This is a genomic window from Agrobacterium larrymoorei (genome assembly GCF_030819275.1).
GTDB lineage: Bacteria > Pseudomonadota > Alphaproteobacteria > Rhizobiales > Rhizobiaceae > Agrobacterium > Agrobacterium larrymoorei_B.
Genome location: NZ_JAUTBL010000002.1, coordinates 2,933,874 through 2,956,694 on the forward strand (window position 1 = coordinate 2,933,874; position 22,821 = coordinate 2,956,694).

The window sequence follows — 22,821 nt, forward strand, 5'->3', positions numbered from 1 at the left end:
GTGTTGTAATGTGAGCAGAAAACCGATCTGCAGGAACCGCCGATTGAACCTGCATATTTGAAGATTGCACGGATGCAGACTATATGATGGTTCAACATTGGATTTAAATGGTGGTTTCGGTAAAAGATGGGCTCAAGCGACTTCATAACATTGTTTTTCCTTGTGGCGGCGGTGCTGATCTTTTTCCAGCTGCGCAGTGTGCTTGGCCGCCGCACCGGCAACGAGAAGCCGCCATTTGATCCTTTCAGCGCCCGTGAAGCTGCAAAAGCGCCGGTTGACGATAACAAGGTCGTTACCTTGCCGAAGCGTGGCGAGACCGAGGAAAATCGTTTTGCCGCTGTGGATGCGGTGGCGGCTCCCGGTTCTGCTCTGAACGACTCCTTGCGTCAGCTGGTCGAGAGCGATCCGTCCTTCCAGCCCAAGGAATTTCTCAACGGTGCCCGCATGGCCTATGAGATGATCGTCATGGCGTTTGCCGATGGCGACCGCAACAGCTTGAAGAATCTCCTGTCCAAGGAAGTTTATGAGGGTTTCGATGCGGCAATCTCCGACCGCGAAAAGCGCGGCGAAGTGGTGAAGTCCACCTTCGTCGGCATCGAGACGATCGATATCACCCAGGCTGCGGTGCGTGGTTCAGAAGAGCAGATCACATTGCGCATTATCAGCCAGTTGATATCCGCCACCTACGACAAGGACGGCAAGCTGGTGGATGGAGACCCTGAAAACGTATCCGAAGTAGACGATATCTGGACCTTCTCCCGTGATATCCGTTCGCGCGATCCGAACTGGAAACTGATCGCAACCGAATCCGAAGCATGAGCACGGACGCTGATTTTCACCTGACACAGGTGTCATTTGATGAGCTGGAGGGCTGGGGGCAGGATGATCCCTCAGCCCTTTTTGCCGCTATGGGCGATATTCTGAACTATCTTACCAAGGGCAAACCCTATCGCACTGCGAGCTTAGGCCTCACAGCCGAGGACCTAACCGCGCTGCTGGAAAAGGCAAAGACTGCAAATATTGGCGGTCCCGATCAGGCACGTGCCTTCTTCGAGGAACACTGCGTTCCCTTCCGGATCACTTTGCCGGATGACAAGCGCGGCTTCGTTACCGCTTTCTACGAGCCGGAACTTGAGGTCTCGGCCATACGAGACAATGTCTGGAAATATCCGATCTACAATCGGCCGGCCGATCTGATCGATCTCGATGACGGAAACCGCCCCTCCCATATCGATCCCTATTACGCTTTTGCCTTGGAGAAGGACGGTCAAATTTCCGAATATCCGGATCGTCGGCAGATCGATCAGGGCTATCTTGAGAGCAGGGGTCTCGAAATCGCCTTTGCGAAATCCAAGGTCGATCTGTTCTTCGTCCATGTTCAGGGCGCTGCAAGGCTCAGATTTACGGATGGGTCACTGAAACGCATTACCTATTCTGCAAAGACTGGGCACCGCTTTTCGCCGATCGGTCGCCTCTTGCTGGATCGCGGAGAATTGGATCCAGCGACCATCTCGATGCAGACGATCCGTCAGTGGCTTGCCGATCATCCCGACCAGGTGGATGAAGTGCTCTGGCACAATCGATCCTACATTTTCTTCCGTGAGGCAGCAGTCGACGGGCTCGATCTCGGGCCGATCGCCGCGGCCAAGGTGCCGCTGGTTGCAGGGCGATCTCTCGCCGTAGACCGCTTGATCCATACCTTTGGTTTTCCGTTCTTCATCCAGTCTCCGAGCCTCACCCATCTGGACGGCGGAAAGCCCTTTGCGCGATTGATGCTGGCGCTCGATACCGGATCTGCCATCGTCGGACCGGCGCGGGGCGATATCTTCACCGGCTCGGGTGACGGAGCAGGGGAGCTTGCAGGCACCGTGCGCAATCAAGCGGATTTCACTATACTCATCCCGAAAGAGGCTGCGAAAAGGTATTCCTGATGAAGGGTGGGCGCAAACTCGGCAAGGAGGAGCGTGTTCTCTGGGGGAAGGTCGCCCGGACGGCACGACCCATGTCCGGGCGCATGGAAGAGTTGCTGACCTTCGAGGATGTCGAGGCGGAGCCTGCGCCAGCGCAACCCGTCGCGCCCACTAAGTCCATTCCACCGTTTCCGCGCATGATCATAGAGCCGGTTCCCGAGCCTTCCACGCCGAATGTGAAGAAGGACCGGGTCCATCATCCGTTGGAAAAGCCGGTCAAGCGTAAGCTGACCCGCGGTCGCCTGGCGCTTGAGGCGCGCATCGATCTTCACGGCATGTTCCAGAGCGAAGCGCATGCGGTGTTGCTCGATTTCCTCGTGCGTGCGCATGAGCGGGGCTTGCGCCATGTATTGGTGATCACCGGCAAGGGCCGGTCCATGGGCAGCGACGGTGCTTTGAAACGCGCGGTCCCCATGTGGTTTTCCAAACCCGAATACCGCCACCTGATCTCGTCTTACGAGGACGCCTCCATGAACCATGGAGGGGACGGCGCACTTTACGTGCGGCTGGCCCGCAGGCGCGGAGACAAGACGTGACACCCTTTGCCGAAGCGGTCCGGCGGTTGCGAGAGCAAAAGGGCGTGACGCAAAAAGAGATGGCACTCGCAATCGGCGTCTCGCCTGCCTATCTCTCTGCTCTGGAACACGGGAAACGTGGTACCCCAAGCTTTGATCTGTTGCAGCGCATTGCTGGATACTTCAACATCATCTGGGATGACGCCGAGGAATTGTTCCGCTTGGCGGGTACATCGCATCCCCGTGTCACCATCGATACGGCGGGTCTTGCGCCGGAATATACTGCTTTTGCCAACGCTCTTGCGCGTGATATTCGCAAGCTGCCTCCGACTGTGATAGACGAGTTATCAGCCGTGCTGCAAAAAGGCCGTTCTTGTGACTGAAAGTCGCGCTATCCCCTGTTTTATCGAGGGTTTGAGGGGCGCAGACTTTGGATATCGGGGCGGAATTCCTATAGTCGGCCAACTGGATTGAAAGTGATTCGCTGCGATTGCGCGCCCGAAAAAGCGGTGCGCTCTGGCAGCGCCCATTGGAAAGAATGCTTATGACTGAAACACCGTCGAGCGAAAACAGCGTGAATACGGAATATGGAGCCGATTCGATCAAGGTTCTCAAGGGCCTCGATGCTGTGCGCAAACGTCCCGGCATGTATATCGGGGATACTGACGATGGGTCCGGCCTTCACCACATGGTCTATGAGGTGGTGGACAACGCCATCGACGAGGCGCTGGCCGGTCATGCCGATCTCGTCACCGTGACGTTGAATGCCGATGGCTCCGTCACCGTCACGGATAACGGCCGCGGCATCCCGACAGACATACACACCGGCGAAGGCGTGTCCGCTGCTGAAGTCATCATGACGCAGCTCCACGCCGGCGGCAAGTTCGACCAGAATTCCTATAAGGTATCTGGTGGTCTGCATGGCGTGGGCGTTTCGGTCGTCAACGCCCTATCCGTCTGGCTGAAGCTTCGTATCCGCCGCAATGGGAAGGTCCATGAAATCTCCTTCACCCACGGCGTCGCGGATAAGCCGCTGGAAGTCATCGGCGAATATGAAGGCCGCTCCGGCACGGAAGTCACCTTCCTGGCGAGCACCGATACCTTCACCATGACGGAATATAATTACGCCACCCTCGAACATCGCCTGCGCGAACTCGCCTTCCTCAATTCCGGCGTTCGCATTCTTCTGACCGACAAGCGCCACTCCGATATCAAGCAGGAGGAGATGGTTTACGATGGCGGTCTCGAAGCCTTCGTGCGCTATCTCGACCGCGCGAAGAAGCCGCTGGTGGATAAGCCCGTTTCCATTCGCGGCGAAAAGGACGGCATCACGGTGGAAGTGGCCATGTGGTGGAACGACAGCTACCACGAGAATGTGCTCTGCTTTACCAACAACATTCCCCAGCGCGACGGCGGCACGCATATGGCAGGCTTCCGCGGTGCGCTGACGCGTCAGGTCACCTCCTATGCGGATAGCTCCGGCATCACCAAGAAGGAAAAAGTCTCGCTTCAGGGCGAAGACTGCCGTGAAGGTCTGACTGCCGTTCTGTCGGTGAAGGTTCCTGACCCGAAATTCTCGTCGCAGACCAAGGACAAGCTCGTTTCCTCCGAAGTGCGTCCGGTTGTCGAAAATCTCGTCAACGAAGCGCTCAGCACCTGGTTCGAAGAACATCCGACGGAAGCGAAAATCCTTGTCGGCAAAGTAGTCGAAGCTGCCATCGCACGTGAAGCGGCGCGCAAGGCACGCGAGCTGACCCGTCGTAAGGGCGCGCTCGATATCGCCTCGCTGCCGGGCAAGCTTGCGGATTGCTCCGAGCGCGATCCGGCGAAGTCCGAACTCTTCCTCGTCGAGGGTGACTCCGCTGGCGGTTCGGCCAAACAGGGACGCTCACGTGAGACCCAGGCGATCCTGCCGCTGCGCGGCAAGATCCTCAATGTCGAACGTGCCCGCTTCGACAAGATGCTGTCCAGCCAGGAAATCGGCACACTGATTACAGCGCTTGGCACGTCGATTGGCAAGGACGAGTTCAATGCCGATAAGCTGCGCTACCACAAGATCATTATCATGACCGATGCTGATGTGGACGGCGCCCATATTCGCACCCTGCTTTTGACCTTCTTCTTCCGCCAGATGCCGGAATTGATCGAGCGCGGCCATCTCTATATTGCCCAGCCACCGCTCTATAAGGTGACGCGCGGCAAGTCCGTTCAGTATCTGAAGGATGAAAAGGCGCTTGAAGATTACCTGATCTCCATGGGGATAGAGGAAGCATCGCTGACGCTTGGCTCCGGCGAAGTTCGAGTTGGAGAAGATTTGCGCGAAGTGATTGCGGATGCCGTTCGCATGCGTTCGCTGATCGATGGCCTGCACTCCCGCTACAACCGTTCCGTCGTGGAGCAGGCGGCGATCGCCGGTGCGCTCAATCCTGAAATCTCGGCTGACGCCAGCCAGGCAGACGCGACGGTGGCTGAAGTCTCTCGCCGTCTGGACATGATCGCTGAAGAGACGGAGCGCGGCTGGTCTGGTGAGGTTTTGGCCGATGGCGGCTTGCGCTTCCAGCGCATGGTGCGCGGCGTCAAGGAACTTTCCACCATCGACATGGGCCTGCTCGGTTCCGCCGATGCCCGCCATATCGATCAGCTGGCGGCGCGCAGCCGCGAGGTCTATGCAACCGTCCCGGTCTTGCAACGCAAGGATGGAAGCCTGCAGATCTCCGGTCCCCGCGCGCTTCTGGAAGCGATCTTTGCCGCAGGGCGCAAGGGTCTCTCCATGCAGCGCTATAAGGGTCTCGGTGAAATGAACGCCGAGCAGCTGTGGGAAACGACACTTGACGCCAATGTGCGTTCGCTCCTCCAGGTCAAGGTCAATGACGCGACCGACGCCGACGGGCTGTTTGCCCGCTTGATGGGCGACGAAGTCGAACCACGTCGCGACTTTATTCAGGAAAACGCGCTCAGCGTCGCGAACCTCGATATCTGATTTGGCTGTGGATCGTGTTGCATCACGATTCACGTGAAACAGTTTGTTAAGAAACCCGGCAGCGATGCCGGGTTTTTTGCTGATGAGAAGGGGTGGCTGCGCCTCCATCAAGCTGGAGCTGACATGATATTTGCTACATTGCATTCAGAGCGGCGCTGGTACTCCTCGGATCAAGTCAGAGGATGGCGTGAGAGTGAAGGAGCCCGACTACAATCGCATGGCGAGTCAGATTCCGAGCGTCTTCTCGGGCATCGCCTGATTCTTTAGAATCCGGCTAATATTCGGATCTCCCGAACGTCAGTCCGCCTTTCCGGTGAACTTACCTTCGAACGCGATCTCCGACAGCGGAAGCCTTTTGCTCGGTACCTCCCGTTCTGCAAGATCATCAGGAAGCGTGCTCTTATGGGCGATCTTGCCAATCGCGACCACGGCTTCCACGGCGTAGCCTTCCGGCACGTCCAATTGCTCGGCGATCTTATCCTTGAATATGCCGGCCATCCCATGGGCATGATAACCAAGCTTATGCGCCTGCATGGCAAGAGCAAACCAGGCAGCACCGGCGTCGAAGGAGTGGGTGGTCGCAGGCTTCTTCTCGCCATCGCGGAGATTGTAGGTGCGCGACAGGATGACGATCAGGGCCGCAGCGTTCTTGGCCCAGCGCTGATTTCCTTCCATCAGAAAGCTGACGAACCCGTCCCATTCTGGCGAGCCCTTAAGTGCATAGACGAAGCGCCAAGGTTGCAGGTTGGAAGCAGAGGGCGTCCATCGCGCTGCATCGAGGATCGTCAGCGCATCGTCCTTTGGTATCGGCTCGCCGTCATAGGCGCGCGGCGACCAGCGATCGAGAAAAAGAGGGTGAATAGGATAATCTGTCTCACGAGAATTGCTGGTCGTCATGATCTGTCCTTATCAACAGAGGAGGCAAGGAATGGCGATCGTATTTTTTCGGCCTCTTCATGGTCAAGGGGTGACAAGGATAAATAGTTCGTTCATATATGCATCATCTTGTCTGACAACTGGGAGAGATCCATGAAACTGATGCGCGTCGGCCAGCCCGGCCACGAAAAGCCCGCCATTCTCGATGCGGAAGGAAAAGTCCGCGATCTCTCTGCCCACGTGAAGGACATTGGCGGCGAAGCGATTTCGCCGGAAGGCTTGAAGAAGATTGCGGCACTCGATCTGTCCACGCTTCCGGTTCTCACCGAAGATCGCATTGGCGCTTGCGTTGCCGGAACCGGCAAGTTCATTTGCATCGGTCTCAACTTCTCGGACCATGCTGCGGAAACCGGTGCCGCCGTTCCACCCGAGCCAGTCATCTTCATGAAGGCCACCTCGGCCATCGTCGGCCCGAACGACAATGTCGTCATTCCGCGTGGCTCTGAAAAGACCGACTGGGAAGTCGAACTCGGCGTCGTCATCGGCAAGACAGCGAAATATGTGTCGGAAGCCGACGCGCTCGATTACGTCGCTGGCTACTGCGTCTCGCACGATGTCTCCGAACGTGCCTTCCAGACGGAGCGCCAGGGCCAGTGGACCAAGGGCAAGTCCTGTGACACCTTCGGCCCGATCGGCCCATGGCTCGTTACCAAGGACGAGATTGCCGATCCGCAGAACCTCGGCATGTGGCTGAAGGTCAATGGTGAGACCATGCAGAACGGCTCCAGCAAGACCATGGTCTATGGTGTTGCCAATGTCGTGTCCTATCTTAGCCAGTTCATGTCTCTGCATCCAGGCGACGTCATCTCCACTGGCACGCCTCCGGGTGTCGGTCTCGGCATGAAGCCACAGCGCTTCCTCAAAGCCGGTGATGTTGTCGAGCTTGGCATTGAAGGTCTTGGCTCTCAGAAGCAGACGTTCGTCGCCGATATCTAAAGAATGAACCGGTCCAGCCCTCTCCTCGCGCTCCGTATCCGGCGGAGGAGGGGGCAGGGCTGAACCAAGCAGTTTTGTGCAACTGCGAAAAGATGCTAGACTGTCACAAAAGACGACGATGACGACGGGAGGCGTTTATTCGTGTTCTACCATCTTTATGAAATGAACCATGCGGCCATGGCACCCTTGCGGGCCGGTGCCGACCTGATGCGCCAGGCGTGCAACAATCCTCTTAATCCCCTGTTCAACACCGCTTTTGGCCGCAGCCTTGACGCAGGCTTCGAAGTCTTCGAGCGTTTGACGCGTCGCTATGGCAAGCCTGAATTCGGGATTTCCAAGACCGTGATCGATGGCAAAATCACCGCGGTCTCTGAAGAGGTGGTTTGGTCGAAAGCCTTCTGCCGACTGATCCACTTCAATCGTGCGCCTCCCGAAAATAGGCCAGCCGATCCTAAAATCCTGTTGGTGGCACCGATGTCCGGTCACTACGCCACGCTTTTGCGCGGCACGGTGGAAGCGCTGCTCCCCCATGCGGATATCTACATTACCGACTGGATCGATGCGCGTACGGTTCCACTGACGGAAGGCCGCTTCGATCTGGATGATTACATCTCCTACGTGATCGAGATGCTGCATCACTTGGGTAGTGGCGCCCATGTGGTTGCCGTCTGCCAGCCCTCAGTGCCGGTTCTTGCTGCCGTGGCGTTGATGGAGGCGGATCAAGATCCTCTCGCACCGGCGTCGATGACGCTGATGGGTGGACCGATCGATACGCGCATCAATCCCACCGGCGTCAACGAGCTGGCAAAAGCAAAGCCGATCGACTGGTTTCGCGACAATGTCGTCATGGCTGTTCCGTGGCCACAACCGGGTTTCGGGCGTTCCGTCTATCCGGGTTTCCTCCAGCTCTCCGGCTTCATGTCGATGAACCTCGACCGGCACATGACGGCGCATAAGGATTTCTATCTGAATCTCGTCAAGAACGACGGCGATTCGGCTGAAAAGCATCGGGAGTTCTACGACGAATATCTCGCCGTCATGGATCTGACTGCCGAGTTCTACCTCCAGACCGTCGAGACCGTCTTTATCGAGCATGCTCTTCCAAAAGGCACGATGATGCACAGGGGCAGGGTGGTTGATCCGGCTGCGATACGCAACGTTGCGCTCTTCACCGTCGAGGGCGAGAATGACGATATCTCCGGTGTCGGCCAGACGAAGGCGGCGCATGATCTTTGCCTGAATCTGCCAGCAGAGAAACGGCGCCATTATATGCAGCCGGATGTCGGCCATTACGGCGTCTTCAACGGTTCGCGCTTCCGCAAAGAGATCGTTCCGCAGATGGTGGCCTTTTTCAAAGACCATCAACCCTGGAGGTGAACGGAGCGGATGGCTTTTGGAGGCGGAAAGCGCTATGACGGCGTCATGTTTTCGCTGCTTCGAAAGTCCCCAAAATCGACGTCTTCCCGCAAACCGGTGTTCACTCAACGCACGGTGGACGTTGGCGGGCGGAATGTGCCGATCACCATCAAGGAGAATCAGCGGGCAACACGCATCACGCTTCGCATCGAGCCGGGCGGTAAAGCACTGACGCTGACCATCCCCTACGGTCTGCATCACGCGCAGGTCGACATGTTTCTTGATCGTCATCAGGGCTGGCTGGAAGCCAAGTTTTCCAAGTTTTCCGCGCCAACGGGGATGAGCGATGGTGCGACCATTTCCATCCGCGGCACGCCGCACGCCATCCGGCACACGAGATCGATGCGCGGTATCACCCATATCGCCCAGGATGAAAACGGTCAGCCTCTGCTCAAGGTCAGCGGTTTGCCCGAACATACCGGACGCCGCGTGGCGACCTTCCTCAAGAAGGAAGCACGCGCCGATCTTGAGCGGCTTGTCGCAATCCACGCCAAGGCTGTTGGAAGGCCGGTGCGCTCCATTTCGATGAAGGATACCCGCAGCCGCTGGGGGTCCTGTTCGCACGAAGGCAACCTGAGCTTCTCTTGGCGCATCGTCATGGCGCCGGAAAGCGTTATCGATTATCTCGCCGCTCACGAAGTCGCCCATCTGAAAGAGATGAACCACGGACCGAAATTTTGGGCACTCTGCAAGAAGCTCTGCCCGGAGATGGAGAAGGCAAAAGCCTGGCTAAAGCAGAACGGGTCTCAACTTCACGCCATAGACTTCGATTGAGCTCAATCAAAGGTTTGGATTCACGTGAAACATGTCTGGGCTGATCGTCTTCCCCCGCATTTTGGCTCGACTCGCACGCCTTTTCATGTCACGTCCCAGTCATGAAAAGTGCCAGAACACCGGACATCAAGATTTGCGGGCTGAAAACGCCGGAAGCCGTCGAACGCGCGGTCCGGCGTGGGGCGACGCATATCGGTTTCATCTTCTTCGAAAAGAGCCCGCGCCACATCGAGCCGGATATTGCCGGTAAATTGGCGGATGCCGTCCGTGGCAGCGTCAAGATCGTTGCCGTCACCGTCAATGCTGACAACGACGAGCTGGATGAGATCATTGATCTTCTGAAACCTGATATCCTTCAATTGCATGGCAGCGAGAGCCCGGAGCGCGTATTGAGCATCAAGGCGCTCTACGGCCTGCCGGTGATGAAGGCTTTTTCTATTCGTGACGCCGATGATCTCGCCAAGATCGATCCCTATATCGGGATCGCGGACAGTTTTCTTTTCGATGCTAAGGCACCGGCGGGATCTGAACTGCCGGGAGGCAATGGCGTCTCCTTTGATTGGAGCGTTCTGCATTCTCTTGACGAAGGCGTGAGTTACATGCTTTCCGGAGGTCTGAACGCCGATAACGTCGCTGAGGCTCTGGCGAAAACCGGGGCGGGTGGACTGGATGTGTCCTCAGGCGTGGAAAGCGCGCCGGGTGTAAAGGATTTGGCCAGGATCGACGCATTTTTCGATGCGGTTCGATCGGCTAGGCTGCAGGGAGTTTGAAAGTGAACGAAACGCTGAAACCCAACTCGTTTCGCGCCGGTCCCGATGAGGACGGACGCTTCGGTATCTACGGAGGCCGCTTCGTTGCCGAAACGCTGATGCCTTTGATCCTCGACCTGCAAGCCGAGTGGGAAAAGGCTAAGAACGATCCGGAGTTCAAGGCGGAGCTTGAACACCTCAACACCCATTATACCGGCCGCCCGAGCCCGATCTATTTCGCCGAACGCCTCACCGCTGAGCTTGGCGGCGCGAAGATCTACTTCAAGCGCGATGAGTTGAACCACACCGGTTCGCACAAGATCAACAACTGCCTTGGCCAGATCCTTCTTGCCAAGCGCATGGGCAAGACCCGCATCATCGCCGAAACCGGTGCCGGTCAGCACGGCGTGGCCTCCGCGACGGTCGCCGCACGCTTTGGTATTCCGTGCGTGGTCTACATGGGCGCGACGGATGTGGAGCGTCAGGCGCCCAACGTGTTCCGCATGAAGCTCCTCGGTGCCGAAGTGAAGCCTGTGACGGCTGGCCACGGCACGCTGAAGGATGCCATGAACGAGGCGCTGCGCGACTGGGTCACCAATGTCGACGATACCTATTATATGATCGGGACAGCAGCTGGCCCGCATCCCTATCCCGAAATGGTGCGAGAGTTCCAGTCGGTTATCGGTAAGGAAGCGCGTGAGCAACTGTTGGCACTCGAGGGTCGTTTGCCGGATATGCTGGTCGCAGCCGTGGGCGGTGGTTCCAACGCCATCGGCCTGTTCCATCCATTCCTCGATGATACGAGCGTCAAGATTGTCGGCGTCGAGGCGGGAGGTAAGGGTCTGGACGGTGAAGAGCATTGCGCCTCGCTGACCGCCGGATCGCCGGGAGTTCTGCATGGCAACCGCACCTATCTTCTCCAGGACGGTGACGGCCAGATCAAGGAAGGTCATTCCATCTCGGCCGGTCTCGATTATCCGGGCATCGGGCCTGAGCATTCCTGGCTGAAGGATGCCGGTCGCGTGGAATATGTGCCGATCATGGACAATGAGGCGCTTGAGGCCTTCCAGATGCTGACACGCACGGAAGGCATTATTCCGGCACTCGAGCCAAGCCACGCCTTGGCGGAAGTCATCAAGCGTGCGCCGAAGATGGGCAAGGATGAGATCATTGTGATGAATCTCTGTGGCCGCGGCGACAAGGATATTTTCACGGTCGGTAAAATTCTGGGAATGGGACTTTGATATGACTGCACGTATGGACAAGCGCTTTGCCGATCTGCGTGCGCAAAATCGTCCGGCCCTCGTGACTTACTTCATGGGCGGCGATCCTGATTTCCAAACTTCGCTCGGCATCATGAAGGCTCTGCCGGAAGCCGGTGCCGATGTGATCGAACTCGGCATGCCGTTTTCCGACCCGATGGCGGACGGCCCGGCGATCCAGATGGCCGGACAGCGGGCGCTAAAGGGTGGCCAGACGCTGGCAACCACGCTCGATCTGGCGCGTGAATTCCGAAAGGAAGATGACGAGACGCCGATCGTGCTGATGGGTTACTACAATCCGATCTACATCTATGGCGTCGATAAGTTTCTGAACGATGCGCTTTCCGCCGGAATCGACGGCCTGATCGTGGTCGATCTGCCACCGGAGATGGATGACGAATTGTGCATCCCTGCTGTCGAGAAGGACGTCAATTTCATCCGTCTGGCAACGCCGACAACCGATGAGAAGCGTCTTCCGACCGTCCTGAAGAACACCTCCGGCTTCGTCTATTATGTCTCGATGAACGGGATCACCGGTTCGGCCTTGCCCGATCCATCGACGATTTCCGGTGCCGTGGAGCGGATCAAGTCGCATACCGATCTGCCCGTCTGCGTTGGCTTCGGCGTCAAGACGGCCGATCACGCAAAGGCGATCGGTGCGGTGGCCGATGGTGTCGTGGTCGGTTCGGCCATCGTCAACCAGATCGCGCTGAGCCTGACCAAGGATGGCAAGGCGACGAATGACACTGTGCCAGCGGTAACAACACTGGTAAAGGGCCTTTCGACGGGCGTGCGCGCCTCGCGCGCATAAGACCAAGGCGGTATCAGGTCGGCACCGACTTGAAATCGCCATGCTGATTTTGAATTAAGAAAAGACGAGCGGAATAAGGTTGAAATCGCAGCGATGCGTCACCATTCCGCTCAACTGCTGCCGAAGGATCGTCGGTTCAGCGCGGACAGTCAGGAGTGAAGAACGTGAACTGGATTACCAATTACGTACGCCCGCGGATCAATTCCATGCTGGGCCGCCGGGACACCCCGGAAAACCTCTGGATCAAGTGCCCGGAAACCGGCGAGATGGTCTTCCACAAGGATCTGGAAGATAACAAGTGGGTCATTCCCGCGTCCGGCTTCCACATGAAGATGCCAGCGAAGGCGCGCCTTGCCGATCTTTTCGATGACGGTGCCTATGAGGCGCTGCCGCAGCCGAAAGTGGCACAGGACCCGCTGAAATTCCGTGATTCGAAGAAATACTCCGACCGCTTGCGCGATAGCCGCGTAAAGACCGAGCAGGAAGACACGATCCTGGCGGGCGTCGGCAAGCTTCAAGGCCTGAAGATCGTCGCCGTCGTGCACGAGTTCCAGTTCATGGGTGGCTCGCTCGGCATTGCCGCAGGCGAGGCGATCGTCAAGGCATTCGAGCGTGCGATTTCCGAGCGCTGCCCACTCGTCATGTTCCCGGCTTCCGGCGGTGCGCGCATGCAGGAAGGCATACTCTCGCTGATGCAGCTTCCGCGCACGACGGTTGCAGTCAACATGCTCAAAGAAGCGGGCATGCCCTACATCGTTGTTCTGACCAACCCGACGACGGGCGGTGTGACAGCCTCTTACGCCATGCTGGGTGATGTCCACATTGCCGAGCCTGGGGCTGAAATCTGCTTTGCCGGCAAGCGCGTCATCGAGCAGACCATCCGCGAAAAGCTTCCCGAGGGTTTCCAGACTTCGGAATATCTTCTCGACCACGGCATGGTGGATATGGTCGTCGATCGCCACGCGATCCCCGATACGCTTGCCAATCTTTTAAAGATCATGACGAAGACGCCTGCCAACACCTCGAAGGATGTCGTGCCTCTGGCCGCCACGGCCTGACACCTCGAACAAATCGCTCCGGAGGGGTGGATGACAGATATGACGAAGCCTGACATGAGCGAGGCAGAACGCATCATCGACAGATTGATGCAGCTTCATCCTAAGGGCTTCGATCTATCATTAGACAGGATCACCCGTCTCCTTGAGAAGCTCGGCAATCCCCACAAGCGCCTGCCGCCCGTCATTCATGTGGCGGGCACCAATGGCAAAGGCTCGGTCTCTGCCTTCAGCCGTGCTCTGCTGGAAGCGGCAGGCCTTGCCGTCCACGTTCACACCTCACCGCATCTGGTTAACTGGAACGAACGATATCGCATCGGTGTCTCCGGCGCACCCGGGCGACTGGTGGAAGACGCAATGCTTGCAGATGCCCTGGCAAGAGTGGAAGCAGCGAATGATGGCCAGCATATTACCGTTTTTGAAATCCTGACCGCCGTGACGTTCGTGCTCTTTGCCGAACAGCCAGCGGATGTGGTGGTTCTGGAAGTCGGTCTTGGCGGCCGTTTCGATGCGACCAACGTCATTTCCAATCCGGCGGTCTCGGTGATCATGCCGATCTCGCTCGACCATCAGGCCTATCTCGGCGATCGCGTCGAACTCATCGCCGCGGAAAAGGCTGGCATCATGAAGACCGGCTCGCCGGTCGTCATCGGTTATCAGCAATACGACGCCGCACTCGATGTGCTGATCGCCACGGCCGAGCGACTGAAGTGCCCGACAGCCGTCTATGGTCAGGATTTCTCCGCCCATGAAGAACATGGACGCATGGTCTACCAGGACGAGTTCAGCCTTGTCGATGCGCCGCTGCCGCGCCTGCCCGGTCGCCATCAGCTCGGCAATGCCGCGGCTGCCATTCGCGCCGTCAAGGCTGCCGGCTTCAGCGTGACCGACCGCATGATCGAAAAGGCCATGACCTCGGTCGAATGGCCGGGCCGCCTGCAACGCATCACCCGTGGCCGCATCTTCGACCTCGCGCCAAAGGGGAGCGAAATCTGGATTGACGGCGGTCACAACCCTGGCGCGGGCGAAGTCATCGCCGAAGCCATGGCAGGGTTTGAAGAAAAGAGCGCGCGTCCGCTGATTCTGATTGCCGGAATGATCAACACCAAGGATCAGGTCGGCTATTTCAAGGCCTTCGCCGGCATTGCCGAATACGTCTTCACCGTGCCGATCCACGGGTCGGATGCAGCGATTGACCCGGTCGTCCTCGCTCACGCCGTCTTTGATGCCGGACTGACGGCGGCTCCTACGGCTTCCATCGAAGAAGCTCTTGAGGAGTTGGCGAAGCGTCTCGACCCTAACAAGCCCGCGCCGCGAATCCTGATCGGCGGATCGCTCTATCTCGCCGGTAATGCGCTGGCGCTGAATGGCACACCGCCACAATAATCGCGAAGGCACCACGCAACCGGCGACCAAGAAAAAAGCCCGGCAGAACCGGGCTTTCTTTTAATCTTGCATTGGCAAACGATCAGGCAGCGCTGGAAATCCAGGCGGAAAGTGCCGTCTTAGGAGCGGCACCAACCTTGATATCAGCCACTTCACCGCCCTTGAACATGGCAAGCGTCGGGATGGAGCGAACGCCGAACTGAGCAGCAAGCTCAGGATTTTCGTCGATGTTCAGCTTGGCGACCTTCACCTTGCCAGAGAGTTCTGTCGCGATCTCTTCGAGGCTCGGCGCGATCATCTTGCATGGGCCGCACCACTCGGCCCAGAAATCCACGACGACGGGCTCGGCGGATTCGAGAACTTCGGACTGGAAGTTGGAGGTATCGACTTTCACGGTAGCCATAATTGGCTCTCCTTTCAGTGAATCTGTTCGGCATTCATGTGATGCGGGGGATGAGCATTTTCAATGTCCGGTATCTCACTTTGTCGAGATTGCGGCAAGGGCTTGTGTCAGCGCTTCGTCCTTGAGCGTCACGAAGGATGCGTTCTCCGTATAGACGAGCGCGCAGGTGAAGACTTTGTCCGGGTAGAGCGGCTTCAAGATCTCGCGATAGATTGCAAGCTGGGCGATATGGGCGAATGGAATGGTGTTCTCGTTGGCTGGCGGTACCCGATTGGTCTTGTAATCCACCAGAATGACGTGCTCGCCATCCACCGCCAGGCGGTCGATCCGGCCGGATACGGCGAAATCCTGTTTGCCAAGGCGCAATGTCCCCATGATCGAGACTTCTGCCCGGCTGCTGGCGGAGAAGGCCGATTGAATTGCCGGTTCAGACAGAACGGCAAGGGTGGTGCTGATGAGCCTCTCGCGTTCCCTCTCTGGCCAGTAGCGCGCCGCACGCTCCGCATAGCGACGGGCGGCGTCTTCCCGCTCAAGCTGGGGATAGTCGGGCAGCGTCTGCAGCATCCGGTGCACAAGACGCCCGCGTTGCAGCGCAAGGTCGGACGATGTTTCCGGTTTGGTAAAGAGCGGGGAGGAGACGATAAGATCGTCTGCGCCGTCATCGACGATCGTCCCGGCGCCGGACGGGCTGAGCGGCCGGGGAAGGGCAGGAGCCGGTGGCAGTGGTTGCATCAGCGAGGCGGGAAATGCCTCAGGTTCGGCGCTCGGCAGCACCTTGCTCTCGGCGATCGTTCTGGGTGCCTGCGCATGCATTTGCCACAACAGACCGTCCCAGGCTTCGCCACCTGCTTGGAACTGACGCGACGCGCATCGTGCTTTATCGGCAGCAAGTGCCCGCTTGATCATCTGGTGCCAGCAATCCGGGTTCTCCTTCGGCCCGCGATAGCCGCAAACGATCAGATGGTCGGCAGCGCGCGTCATGGCGACATAGAGGAGACGGCGATACTCCTGCTCCGCCGCATCCTTCAAGCGGCCATCATCCTGGTCGATCAGCGTGTTGTCGAAGCTCTTTCCTGGCAGCCATACGGGAAATGCAGCATCCTTGGTCTCGAGAAAGCGTAGCCGAGGCACATGGCTTGGAATGAAAGCCTTCGAGCCGCCATCGACCAGAAACACCACGGGTGCCTCGAGACCCTTGGAGGCATGAACCGTCATGATGCGGACTTCGCCGCGCTCCTTGTCCTGCTCGCGCTTGATCTCTGGCGCGTCTGTCTCCAGTACGGAGATGAAAGATTGCAGGCCGGGGAGGCCGGTCTTTTCGTGATCGAGCGCAAAGGACAGAAACTCATCCAGAACGTCGCTCGCCTCGTTGCCGAGCCGCGCAAGAAAGCGTTTGCGACCGCCATGGATCGTCATCACCGCCGCGTAGAAATCATGGATCGTCGCGTTACGGGAGAGCGCAATAAGCGTCGAGAGCGTCTTCAGCGTGTCGGCAAAGCGGCTGCCATCTTCACCAGCGCGCTGCTGCAAGCAGTCCCAAACGCTCGTCTTCTCTGGACGCTTGGCCGCTAGGTCAAAAATATCGTCTTCATCATGGTTGAAGAGCGGGCTTTTCAGTAACGCCGAAAGTGACAGATCGTCCTGCGGCAAAAGTACGAAGCGCCCCAGCGCCAGCAGATCCTGGATGGCGATGTGGTCCGTCAGCCGCAAGCGGTCGGCACCGGCAACGGGAATGTTCTTGCGCTGCTTCAACTCCCGCGTCAGCGCGTTGACGAAGGCATGGCGCTTGCGCACCAGCACCAGAATGTCACCCGCCTCGATAAGACGTTCGACACCGTTCTCGATCACCGTTTCGGTGCCTATCATCGCTGCGATACGCGCGGCAATCCGGCGTGCGACGATGGCGGGCGGGGCGCTTTCGCGCAACGCATCGAAGGGCGCCGTCCAGTCTTCTTCATCTTCCGCGGGCTCGGCGGCAACCATGTCCCACAGTTCCACCGTTCCGGGCTGGCCAAGGCGGTTGGAGCGATGCTCTACGGGTTCGTTGTCGGCGCTGAGACCGGCAGCATTCTCGGGTAAAGAGAAGACCTGATCCACTGCAGCCAGCACATCCGCCGTTGAACGGAAGGAAAGCGGCAGACGCACGGGATGAAAGATCTGCTGGACGGCAGTCACCCGCCGCGCCGTCTCTTCGCGTTCCTGCGAAAACCGCTCCGGCCTTGCGCCCTGGAAAGAATAGATCGACTGCTTCTCATCACCCACGGCAAACAGCGTGCGTTGATCAGCGCGCGCCGTCTCGCCATGGAAGAAATCTGCCGCCAGCGACTGGATGATCGACCACTGTACCGGGCTGGTGTCCTGTGCCTCATCGACAAGAATATGGTCGATGCCCTGGTCCAGCTTGTAATGTACCCAGGCACCTGCCGTATCGCGGTTAAGAAGCGTGGCTGCGCGCTCGATCAGGTCTTCGAAATCGAGTTGGCTGCGTTGCTTCTTCAAGTCCTCGAAGTCGCCGATCAGCCGATCCGCAAGTGTGAGAGCATGCCTGGTGGCTTCCAGCATGCGCAGCGTCCGGTACCGGTCGCGGCAAGCAACCACATGGGCGCGCGCAAGCGTCAGGTCATCCAGAAGATTGGGTTCTGCGGTCTGCATCGCCTTGTTGATGACGTAAGCATCGGATTTGCGCTCGCCCTTCTGGGTGAGCAGCGCGCTTTCAATGAAGGCGATACGCTTGAATGGGTCGCTTTCTCTCGCTGCTTCCCGCAACGCATAGGACACCTCATGGGTGCGCGCCCCGCCAACCTCGTCGGACAGCGTCAGATAGGTGTCGAGTGACAGGCCGGAGAGACCTGGGAGTGGCCAATAGGCCGCCGCTGCCGTCTCAAGCGTCTCACTGGCACCGATGCGGGCATGGCGTCGAAGCGCCGCGTCGATCCCGCCGCTGCGTGCAGCGCCTTCAAGAAAGCCGCGCAGAGGATTGCGGTTGGCAACGATGGCGCTTAGCAGCGCTTCCAGCCCGGTCTCGTCGGCCAGATCGAGCACATAGGCAAGCGCCAGCGCCAGTGGTGTGTTGCGTTCCAGCGAAACGGCGGTCAGCAGGCTGCGGCGCGCTTCTGCTAAAAGACTGCTGGCGGCACGGTCATCCAGAACCGAGAAGTGGCCGGCGACATTCGCTTCCAGCGGAAACTGGTGTAGCAGCGCTTCGCAAAAGGCGTGGATCGTCTGGATTTTCAGTCCGCCCGGTGTTTCCAGCGCCTTGGCAAAAAGACGGCGCGCCTCCTTCAGCTTGATCGCGTCCGGGACACGGCCTTCAATTGACGTGATGCGGTCTCTCAAGGCGGTGTCGGAGAGCGTGGCCCAATCCGCGAGACGATCGAAGACACGGCTCGACATTTCCGAGGCCGCCGCCTTCGTATAGGTCAGGCAGAGAATGGCGGAGGGGCGGCAACCGGCCAGCAGCAGACGAATCACCCGCTGGGTCAAAACATGTGTCTTGCCCGAACCCGCATTGGCAGACACCCATGCCGAGCTTTTCGGATCGGACGCGCGGGTCTGCTGCCGTGTCGTCCAGTCGATCCATGCGCTTAATTCGTCGCGCTCCGGCCCATGATCGAGAGCCTGCTCGGCGGCGTATTCGAAAAGATCATTCGCCATCGCCATCTCCCGGTTCTGTGGTGGACCATTCGGAGACACGCGCCAGATGGTCGTACTCGCCGCCATAGGATTGCTGTTCTTCGGGGATCAGGCGCGACACGAAGCCGTTCTTACCGTCTCGCAACGCTTTGATGAACTTGCTCAGCTGGTCGATCGAGTCCGTCGCCAGTTCCGCCGCGCTCTTCGGCACCGTCTTGGCGGTCGCCTTGGCGTTCTCGTTGTTGACGACATCGGTGCCAAAGCGCTCTCCGGGCCGCAGGCGCACATAGATCAGATCCTCCGGCGTCGGCGTTCCGGCGTCGCGGAAAGCGCCCCGCATCAGAGCGGCCGCTTCCAGCGCCAGTTGCGGATCGAGGAGGGAGCGGGCCTGTTTCACAGTCGGGGAGAGCCCCGTCTTGTAATCGACAATATCCGCCTTGCCATTGGTCTTGATGTCGATCCGGTCGGCCACGCCGGTCAGCCGGATACCGGCCTCTGGAATGTCCTGTCCGGCGCGAGCTTCCACATAGGAACGGCGCACCATGGGACGGCGATCTTTCTCCCAGGCGAGAAACTCGCGCGCCACCGCAACGAAGCGCGGTCGCCAGACGATATCGATATGTGCCGGCAGGTTTTCTTCGTCGAAACACGCGTTCAACACGCGCATCATTGCGTCTTCGGATGCCGGCGTGCCTGGAACATGCTCCTCACGGGAGTAGAGCTCAATGATGCGGTGATAGAGCGTCCCGCGGTCGGCAGCGCCTGGATCGCGATTGAACTCGTCCAGAGGATCGAGCTTCAGGATGCGCCGCGCATAGATGGAGTAGGGGTCGCGGCGCAGCCGTCCGACTTCGCTGAAGGAATAGCTCTTCGGCTGCAAATCGGCAGGTGGGGTAGGGGCAGGGCGTCGTGCCGGATCCTGCGTCTCGCTGTCATCCAGCATCGTTGCCCAATTGCGGAAGGATTCGCCGCGTTGCTTCAACGCCTCGGCAAAATCCTCTCCGCCCAACGCCAGCAGCCTTTGCAGCCAGCGCGAGGCCACGGCAGGGGTCGAACCCTGGCGCAGTGCGCGGCTGTAGATGATATGACGCGTGCCGTTTGCCATCTCGAAGTCATGTGCCAACTGGCCGATACGGCGTTCCGGCGGCTCAAGCCCGATCGACGTTTTCATGCTGCGCGACAGGAAGGGATTGTTAGCCGTTTGCCCGGGCCACACGCCTTCGTTCAAACCGCCGATGATGACGGTGTCCATGCTCTGCAAACGTGCTTCTAACGCACCAAAGATGAAAACGCGCGGGTGTCGCATGGCGCGTGGTTTGATCGATTCGCCCGCGACGAAGGCAGCGACGATATCGATCCATTGCGGACCATCCGCCTCCAACGCGTTGCCGCACTCCATCAGTTCGGCGAAGAGGCTTGAAAGCTTTTCGCCCGCCTCGCCGGACCAAAGGCTTGCCAGATCCCCTGCCTCATCCAGGCAGATCGCCTCGATCACCCGGCCCGAGCGCTCCGCCCATTCAGCCAGTGTCAGGCGGGAGGTGAGACGACCGCGGAGCGGATCGTGATGGATGAAAGCCTGCTCCAGCGGCTCTATCGCGGCTTTTACGCGCGCCGCCAAATCTCCAGCCGCAAGCGGCGCATCCTCGGACAATGCCGTACGCCAATGCGGCGGATGGCGATCGTCGGCATGAAGTGCCATCTGATGCGCCAGAAGCGCATCGAGATTGCCAAGCGTCGTTTCTTCGCGCCCTCCGCGCAGGGCCAGAAGCTCAAGCGCTGCAACTGCCTCAGTCATTTGATGTTCGCTGAGACCAAAGCGACAAAGCGGGTGCTTTAACAGAGAAATGACCGCCACTGGATCGCCAGGCCGCAAGATCGCTTCCAGCGCCAATTGCAGAAGTCCGGCCTGCGGTGTGGCAGAGAGCGGCGTACCGGCGGAATCGTCCGCCTCGATGCCAAAACGGGCCAGCTCCGTCGCCACCCGTCGGCCAAGCCCGCGATCCGGCGTGATGAGGGCGGCCTGTGACGGGCCGTTCTGACCGGGCTTTTCAAGTGCCAGTCTTAGCGCGATGGCAATTGCGGTTGCCTCCTCGCGTTCATTGGCAGCCTCTATCATCGAAGCAGCAGAGAAGGCATTTTCGAAAAAGGCCGGGGTTTTGTCCGCGCGCCACTCGTTCCATTCCGCTGTCGCCCGAACCGGCGCAAGGGCGGTGGAAAAAATGGCGGCGCGGTCTTGCAGGTCGCGGTCCAGCGCACCGATCCGATCCACATCGCGACGCAAGACGCCGAGCTTCTGCAACAGGATGAAAAGGCCATATTGCGAATGGGTCCGGCTTGCCGCGTCATCCGGGACTTCATTGATCGCCTGCCACTGATCTTCCGGCATGTCGAGGTCGAGACCGGGAAGCACGACTGTGCCATGCGGCAGCGAGGCGACGGCCGCAATCAGATCGGCGGCAGCGGGAATGGAGCCGGTGGAGCCTGCAACGATGATTGGATCCGTCGTCACGATCTTCTTCAGCCGGTCTGCCTCAGCGCGCAAGATGGCGTTGCGATGCCGACCGGCAGAAGAGCGGTTAAGCTCGGTGAGGCGAGCTGGCCAGTAAATGCTTGCGATTTCCAGAAACTTTGCCGTCAACTGCCACCATTGGGCGTGATCGGCCGTATCGAGATCGGAAAGCGCTTCCCAATCCTTGTCTTCCGTATCCATCGCGTCGATGACTTCGGAGAGTGCCCGCGCGAGCCAGATCGCGTCTGCCGGGCTGGCGGGTGCCACGAGCGGCGAATCGGAATGGATAGCGCGGATCGCATCCGGTAGACTGTTTCGCCAGGCAAGAATCAGCCGTGCCAGTTCCACAAGCCGAGCCGTGCTGGAAATCGGTGGTGCAAGATCGATTGTCGCAGGCGTTTCAATGTCGAAATAGCCGCTGTCGTCATCGGTCTCGCCGAGTGGGCGAATGACCGGCAGAATGGCCGAACGACCGCCGAGAATATCGACGAATTCGGAGCGCAACACACGGGCCGAACGGCGCGTGGGTACATAGATCGTCACGCGGGCAAGTGATAGCGGGTCGGCGGGATCATAGGCAAAGCCATTCGCGAGTGTCCCGGCACAGAGGCTCTGTGCCAGCGTCTTTAGAAAGGGTGTTCCCGGCGCGATGGTCAGGATGCGTTTGGCAGGCGCCAATGGTTCGACCTTCTCTCGGATTAAAGCACGATGCTTCTATTTAAAGCGTTAGAGCGTCCTTTGTGCGTCCTAAAGGATGCACGGCGCTCTAAACGGAAGCGATAGTTCGCTCCGCATCCTCTATAGCATCCGGTGTGCCGACCGTAATCCACTGACCATCCAGCATCACGCCATACAACCGGTTTTTTGCAATGGCACGGTCGAAATAGATATTGAGGTTGAAGGCATCGGCAGGGGCATCGTTCAGCAGGCGCGAATCCATGGCGATCGCACCAGCGTAAACCACCGGGTGGGGTTCACCCTCCTGATAACGGGTCAGGCGCCCATCCTCTGCGAAGTTGAAATCCTTCTTGCCGTTGTGGCCGGTTGTGCGATCCATATCGACGCAAAGCATTGCCATATCCATGCGGCCAGCGTCGAACCCTGCCGCAAGCTTCTGTAGATTGGTGGGAAGGCCTGGCGTTTCACCGACCCAGAAGAGATCGGCATTCATCACCAGAACCGGTCCCGGCGCGAGCAACTTCAAACCCTTGGCGAGACCGCCGCCGGAATTCAGCAGCTGCGAGCGCTCATCCGAGATCAGGATCTCAAGGTCGTGACGGCCTTCAAGATGCGCGACCATCTGGTCGGCATGGTGATGGACGTTGATGGAAACCGTCTCGATGCCCGCCGCTGCTAGGAGATCGAGCACATAATCGATCATCGGCTTGCCCGCGATCTTGACCAGCGGCTTGGGGATCGTGTCGGTGATCGGGCGCATTCTCGTGCCGAGACCTGCTGCCAGAACCATCGCTTGTCTGATCGTCAT

General features: G+C 58.9%; 18 protein-coding genes. 13 read left to right on the forward strand and 5 right to left on the reverse strand.

Going from position 1 to position 22,821, the window contains the following annotated elements:
* The first annotated feature begins 126 nt into the window (after positions 1-126).
* From QE408_RS22700 to gyrB, 5 genes are all read left to right on the forward strand, one after another.
* Positions 127-819: a Tim44/TimA family putative adaptor protein gene (locus QE408_RS22700; RefSeq protein ID WP_306934698.1), complete on the forward strand. Its 693-nt coding sequence runs from the start codon at positions 127-129 to the stop codon at positions 817-819.
* Positions 816-1,931: a murein transglycosylase A gene (gene mltA, locus QE408_RS22705; protein WP_306934699.1), complete on the forward strand. Its 1,116-nt coding sequence runs from the start codon at positions 816-818 to the stop codon at positions 1,929-1,931. The genes QE408_RS22700 and mltA overlap by 4 nt, the downstream gene beginning before the upstream one ends.
* Positions 1,931-2,506, forward strand: a complete 576-nt coding sequence (locus QE408_RS22710; protein WP_306934700.1) for a Smr/MutS family protein — start codon at positions 1,931-1,933, stop codon at positions 2,504-2,506. Before mltA ends, QE408_RS22710 begins: the two co-directional genes overlap by 1 nt.
* Positions 2,503-2,868 (forward strand): helix-turn-helix domain-containing protein, encoded by a 366-nt coding sequence (locus tag QE408_RS22715; RefSeq protein ID WP_306934701.1) that lies wholly within the window; start codon positions 2,503-2,505, stop codon positions 2,866-2,868. The genes QE408_RS22710 and QE408_RS22715 overlap by 4 nt, the downstream gene beginning before the upstream one ends.
* A 161-nt stretch (positions 2,869-3,029) precedes the next feature.
* Positions 3,030-5,465, forward strand: coding sequence for a DNA topoisomerase (ATP-hydrolyzing) subunit B (gyrB, locus tag QE408_RS22720; RefSeq protein ID WP_306934702.1), 2,436 nt, complete (start codon positions 3,030-3,032; stop codon positions 5,463-5,465).
* A gap of 297 nt (positions 5,466-5,762) precedes the next feature.
* On the opposite strand, the gene QE408_RS22725 is transcribed toward gyrB, so the two are convergent.
* A complete protein-coding gene (locus QE408_RS22725) occupies positions 5,763-6,362 on the reverse strand; it encodes a nitroreductase family protein (RefSeq protein WP_306934703.1) in 600 nt (199 codons plus the stop codon).
* A 132-nt stretch (positions 6,363-6,494) separates the two neighbouring features.
* Here QE408_RS22725 and QE408_RS22730 point away from each other — a divergent pair, with 132 nt between their 5' ends.
* The 8 genes from QE408_RS22730 to QE408_RS22765 all read left to right on the forward strand — a co-directional run bounded on the left by QE408_RS22730 (position 6,495) and on the right by QE408_RS22765 (position 14,790).
* On the forward strand, positions 6,495-7,337 hold the full coding sequence (locus QE408_RS22730; RefSeq protein ID WP_306934704.1) for a fumarylacetoacetate hydrolase family protein: 843 nt from the start codon (positions 6,495-6,497) through the stop codon (positions 7,335-7,337).
* A 141-nt stretch (positions 7,338-7,478) separates the two neighbouring features.
* Positions 7,479-8,714 (forward strand): polyhydroxyalkanoate depolymerase, encoded by a 1,236-nt coding sequence (locus tag QE408_RS22735; RefSeq protein WP_306934705.1) that lies wholly within the window; start codon positions 7,479-7,481, stop codon positions 8,712-8,714.
* A gap of 45 nt (positions 8,715-8,759) precedes the next feature.
* Positions 8,760-9,527: a M48 family metallopeptidase gene (locus QE408_RS22740; protein ID WP_306934953.1), complete on the forward strand. Its 768-nt coding sequence runs from the start codon at positions 8,760-8,762 to the stop codon at positions 9,525-9,527.
* A 101-nt stretch (positions 9,528-9,628) separates the two neighbouring features.
* The gene (locus tag QE408_RS22745) at positions 9,629-10,297 is read left to right on the forward strand and encodes a phosphoribosylanthranilate isomerase (protein WP_306934706.1); all 669 of its coding nucleotides are present in this window, start codon (positions 9,629-9,631) and stop codon (positions 10,295-10,297) included.
* A gap of 2 nt (positions 10,298-10,299) precedes the next feature.
* On the forward strand, positions 10,300-11,520 hold the full coding sequence (gene trpB, locus QE408_RS22750) for a tryptophan synthase subunit beta (protein ID WP_306934707.1): 1,221 nt from the start codon (positions 10,300-10,302) through the stop codon (positions 11,518-11,520).
* A gap of 1 nt (position 11,521) precedes the next feature.
* The gene (trpA, locus tag QE408_RS22755) at positions 11,522-12,349 is read left to right on the forward strand and encodes a tryptophan synthase subunit alpha (RefSeq protein ID WP_306934708.1); all 828 of its coding nucleotides are present in this window, start codon (positions 11,522-11,524) and stop codon (positions 12,347-12,349) included.
* A gap of 164 nt (positions 12,350-12,513) precedes the next feature.
* On the forward strand, positions 12,514-13,407 hold the full coding sequence (gene accD / locus QE408_RS22760) for an acetyl-CoA carboxylase, carboxyltransferase subunit beta (RefSeq protein WP_306934709.1): 894 nt from the start codon (positions 12,514-12,516) through the stop codon (positions 13,405-13,407).
* Between the two features lie 39 nt (positions 13,408-13,446).
* A complete protein-coding gene (locus tag QE408_RS22765; protein ID WP_306934955.1) occupies positions 13,447-14,790 on the forward strand; it encodes a bifunctional folylpolyglutamate synthase/dihydrofolate synthase in 1,344 nt (447 codons plus the stop codon).
* Positions 14,791-14,872: 82 nt separating this feature from the next.
* Here QE408_RS22765 and trxA read toward each other — a convergent pair whose 3' ends face one another.
* The 4 genes from trxA to QE408_RS22785 all read right to left on the reverse strand — a co-directional run bounded on the left by trxA (position 14,873) and on the right by QE408_RS22785 (position 22,821).
* On the reverse strand, positions 14,873-15,193 hold the full coding sequence (gene trxA / locus QE408_RS22770; protein ID WP_062424674.1) for a thioredoxin: 321 nt from the start codon (positions 15,191-15,193) through the stop codon (positions 14,873-14,875).
* Positions 15,194-15,268: 75 nt separating this feature from the next.
* Complete coding sequence (gene addA, locus QE408_RS22775; RefSeq protein ID WP_306934710.1) at positions 15,269-18,847, reverse strand: double-strand break repair helicase AddA; 3,579 nt, start codon at positions 18,845-18,847, stop codon at positions 15,269-15,271.
* Positions 18,837-22,013, reverse strand: coding sequence for a double-strand break repair protein AddB (gene addB / locus QE408_RS22780; protein WP_306934711.1), 3,177 nt, complete (start codon positions 22,011-22,013; stop codon positions 18,837-18,839). Before addB ends, addA begins: the two co-directional genes overlap by 11 nt.
* An 88-nt stretch (positions 22,014-22,101) precedes the next feature.
* Positions 22,102-22,821: a nucleotidyltransferase family protein gene (locus tag QE408_RS22785; protein WP_306934712.1), complete on the reverse strand. Its 720-nt coding sequence runs from the start codon at positions 22,819-22,821 to the stop codon at positions 22,102-22,104.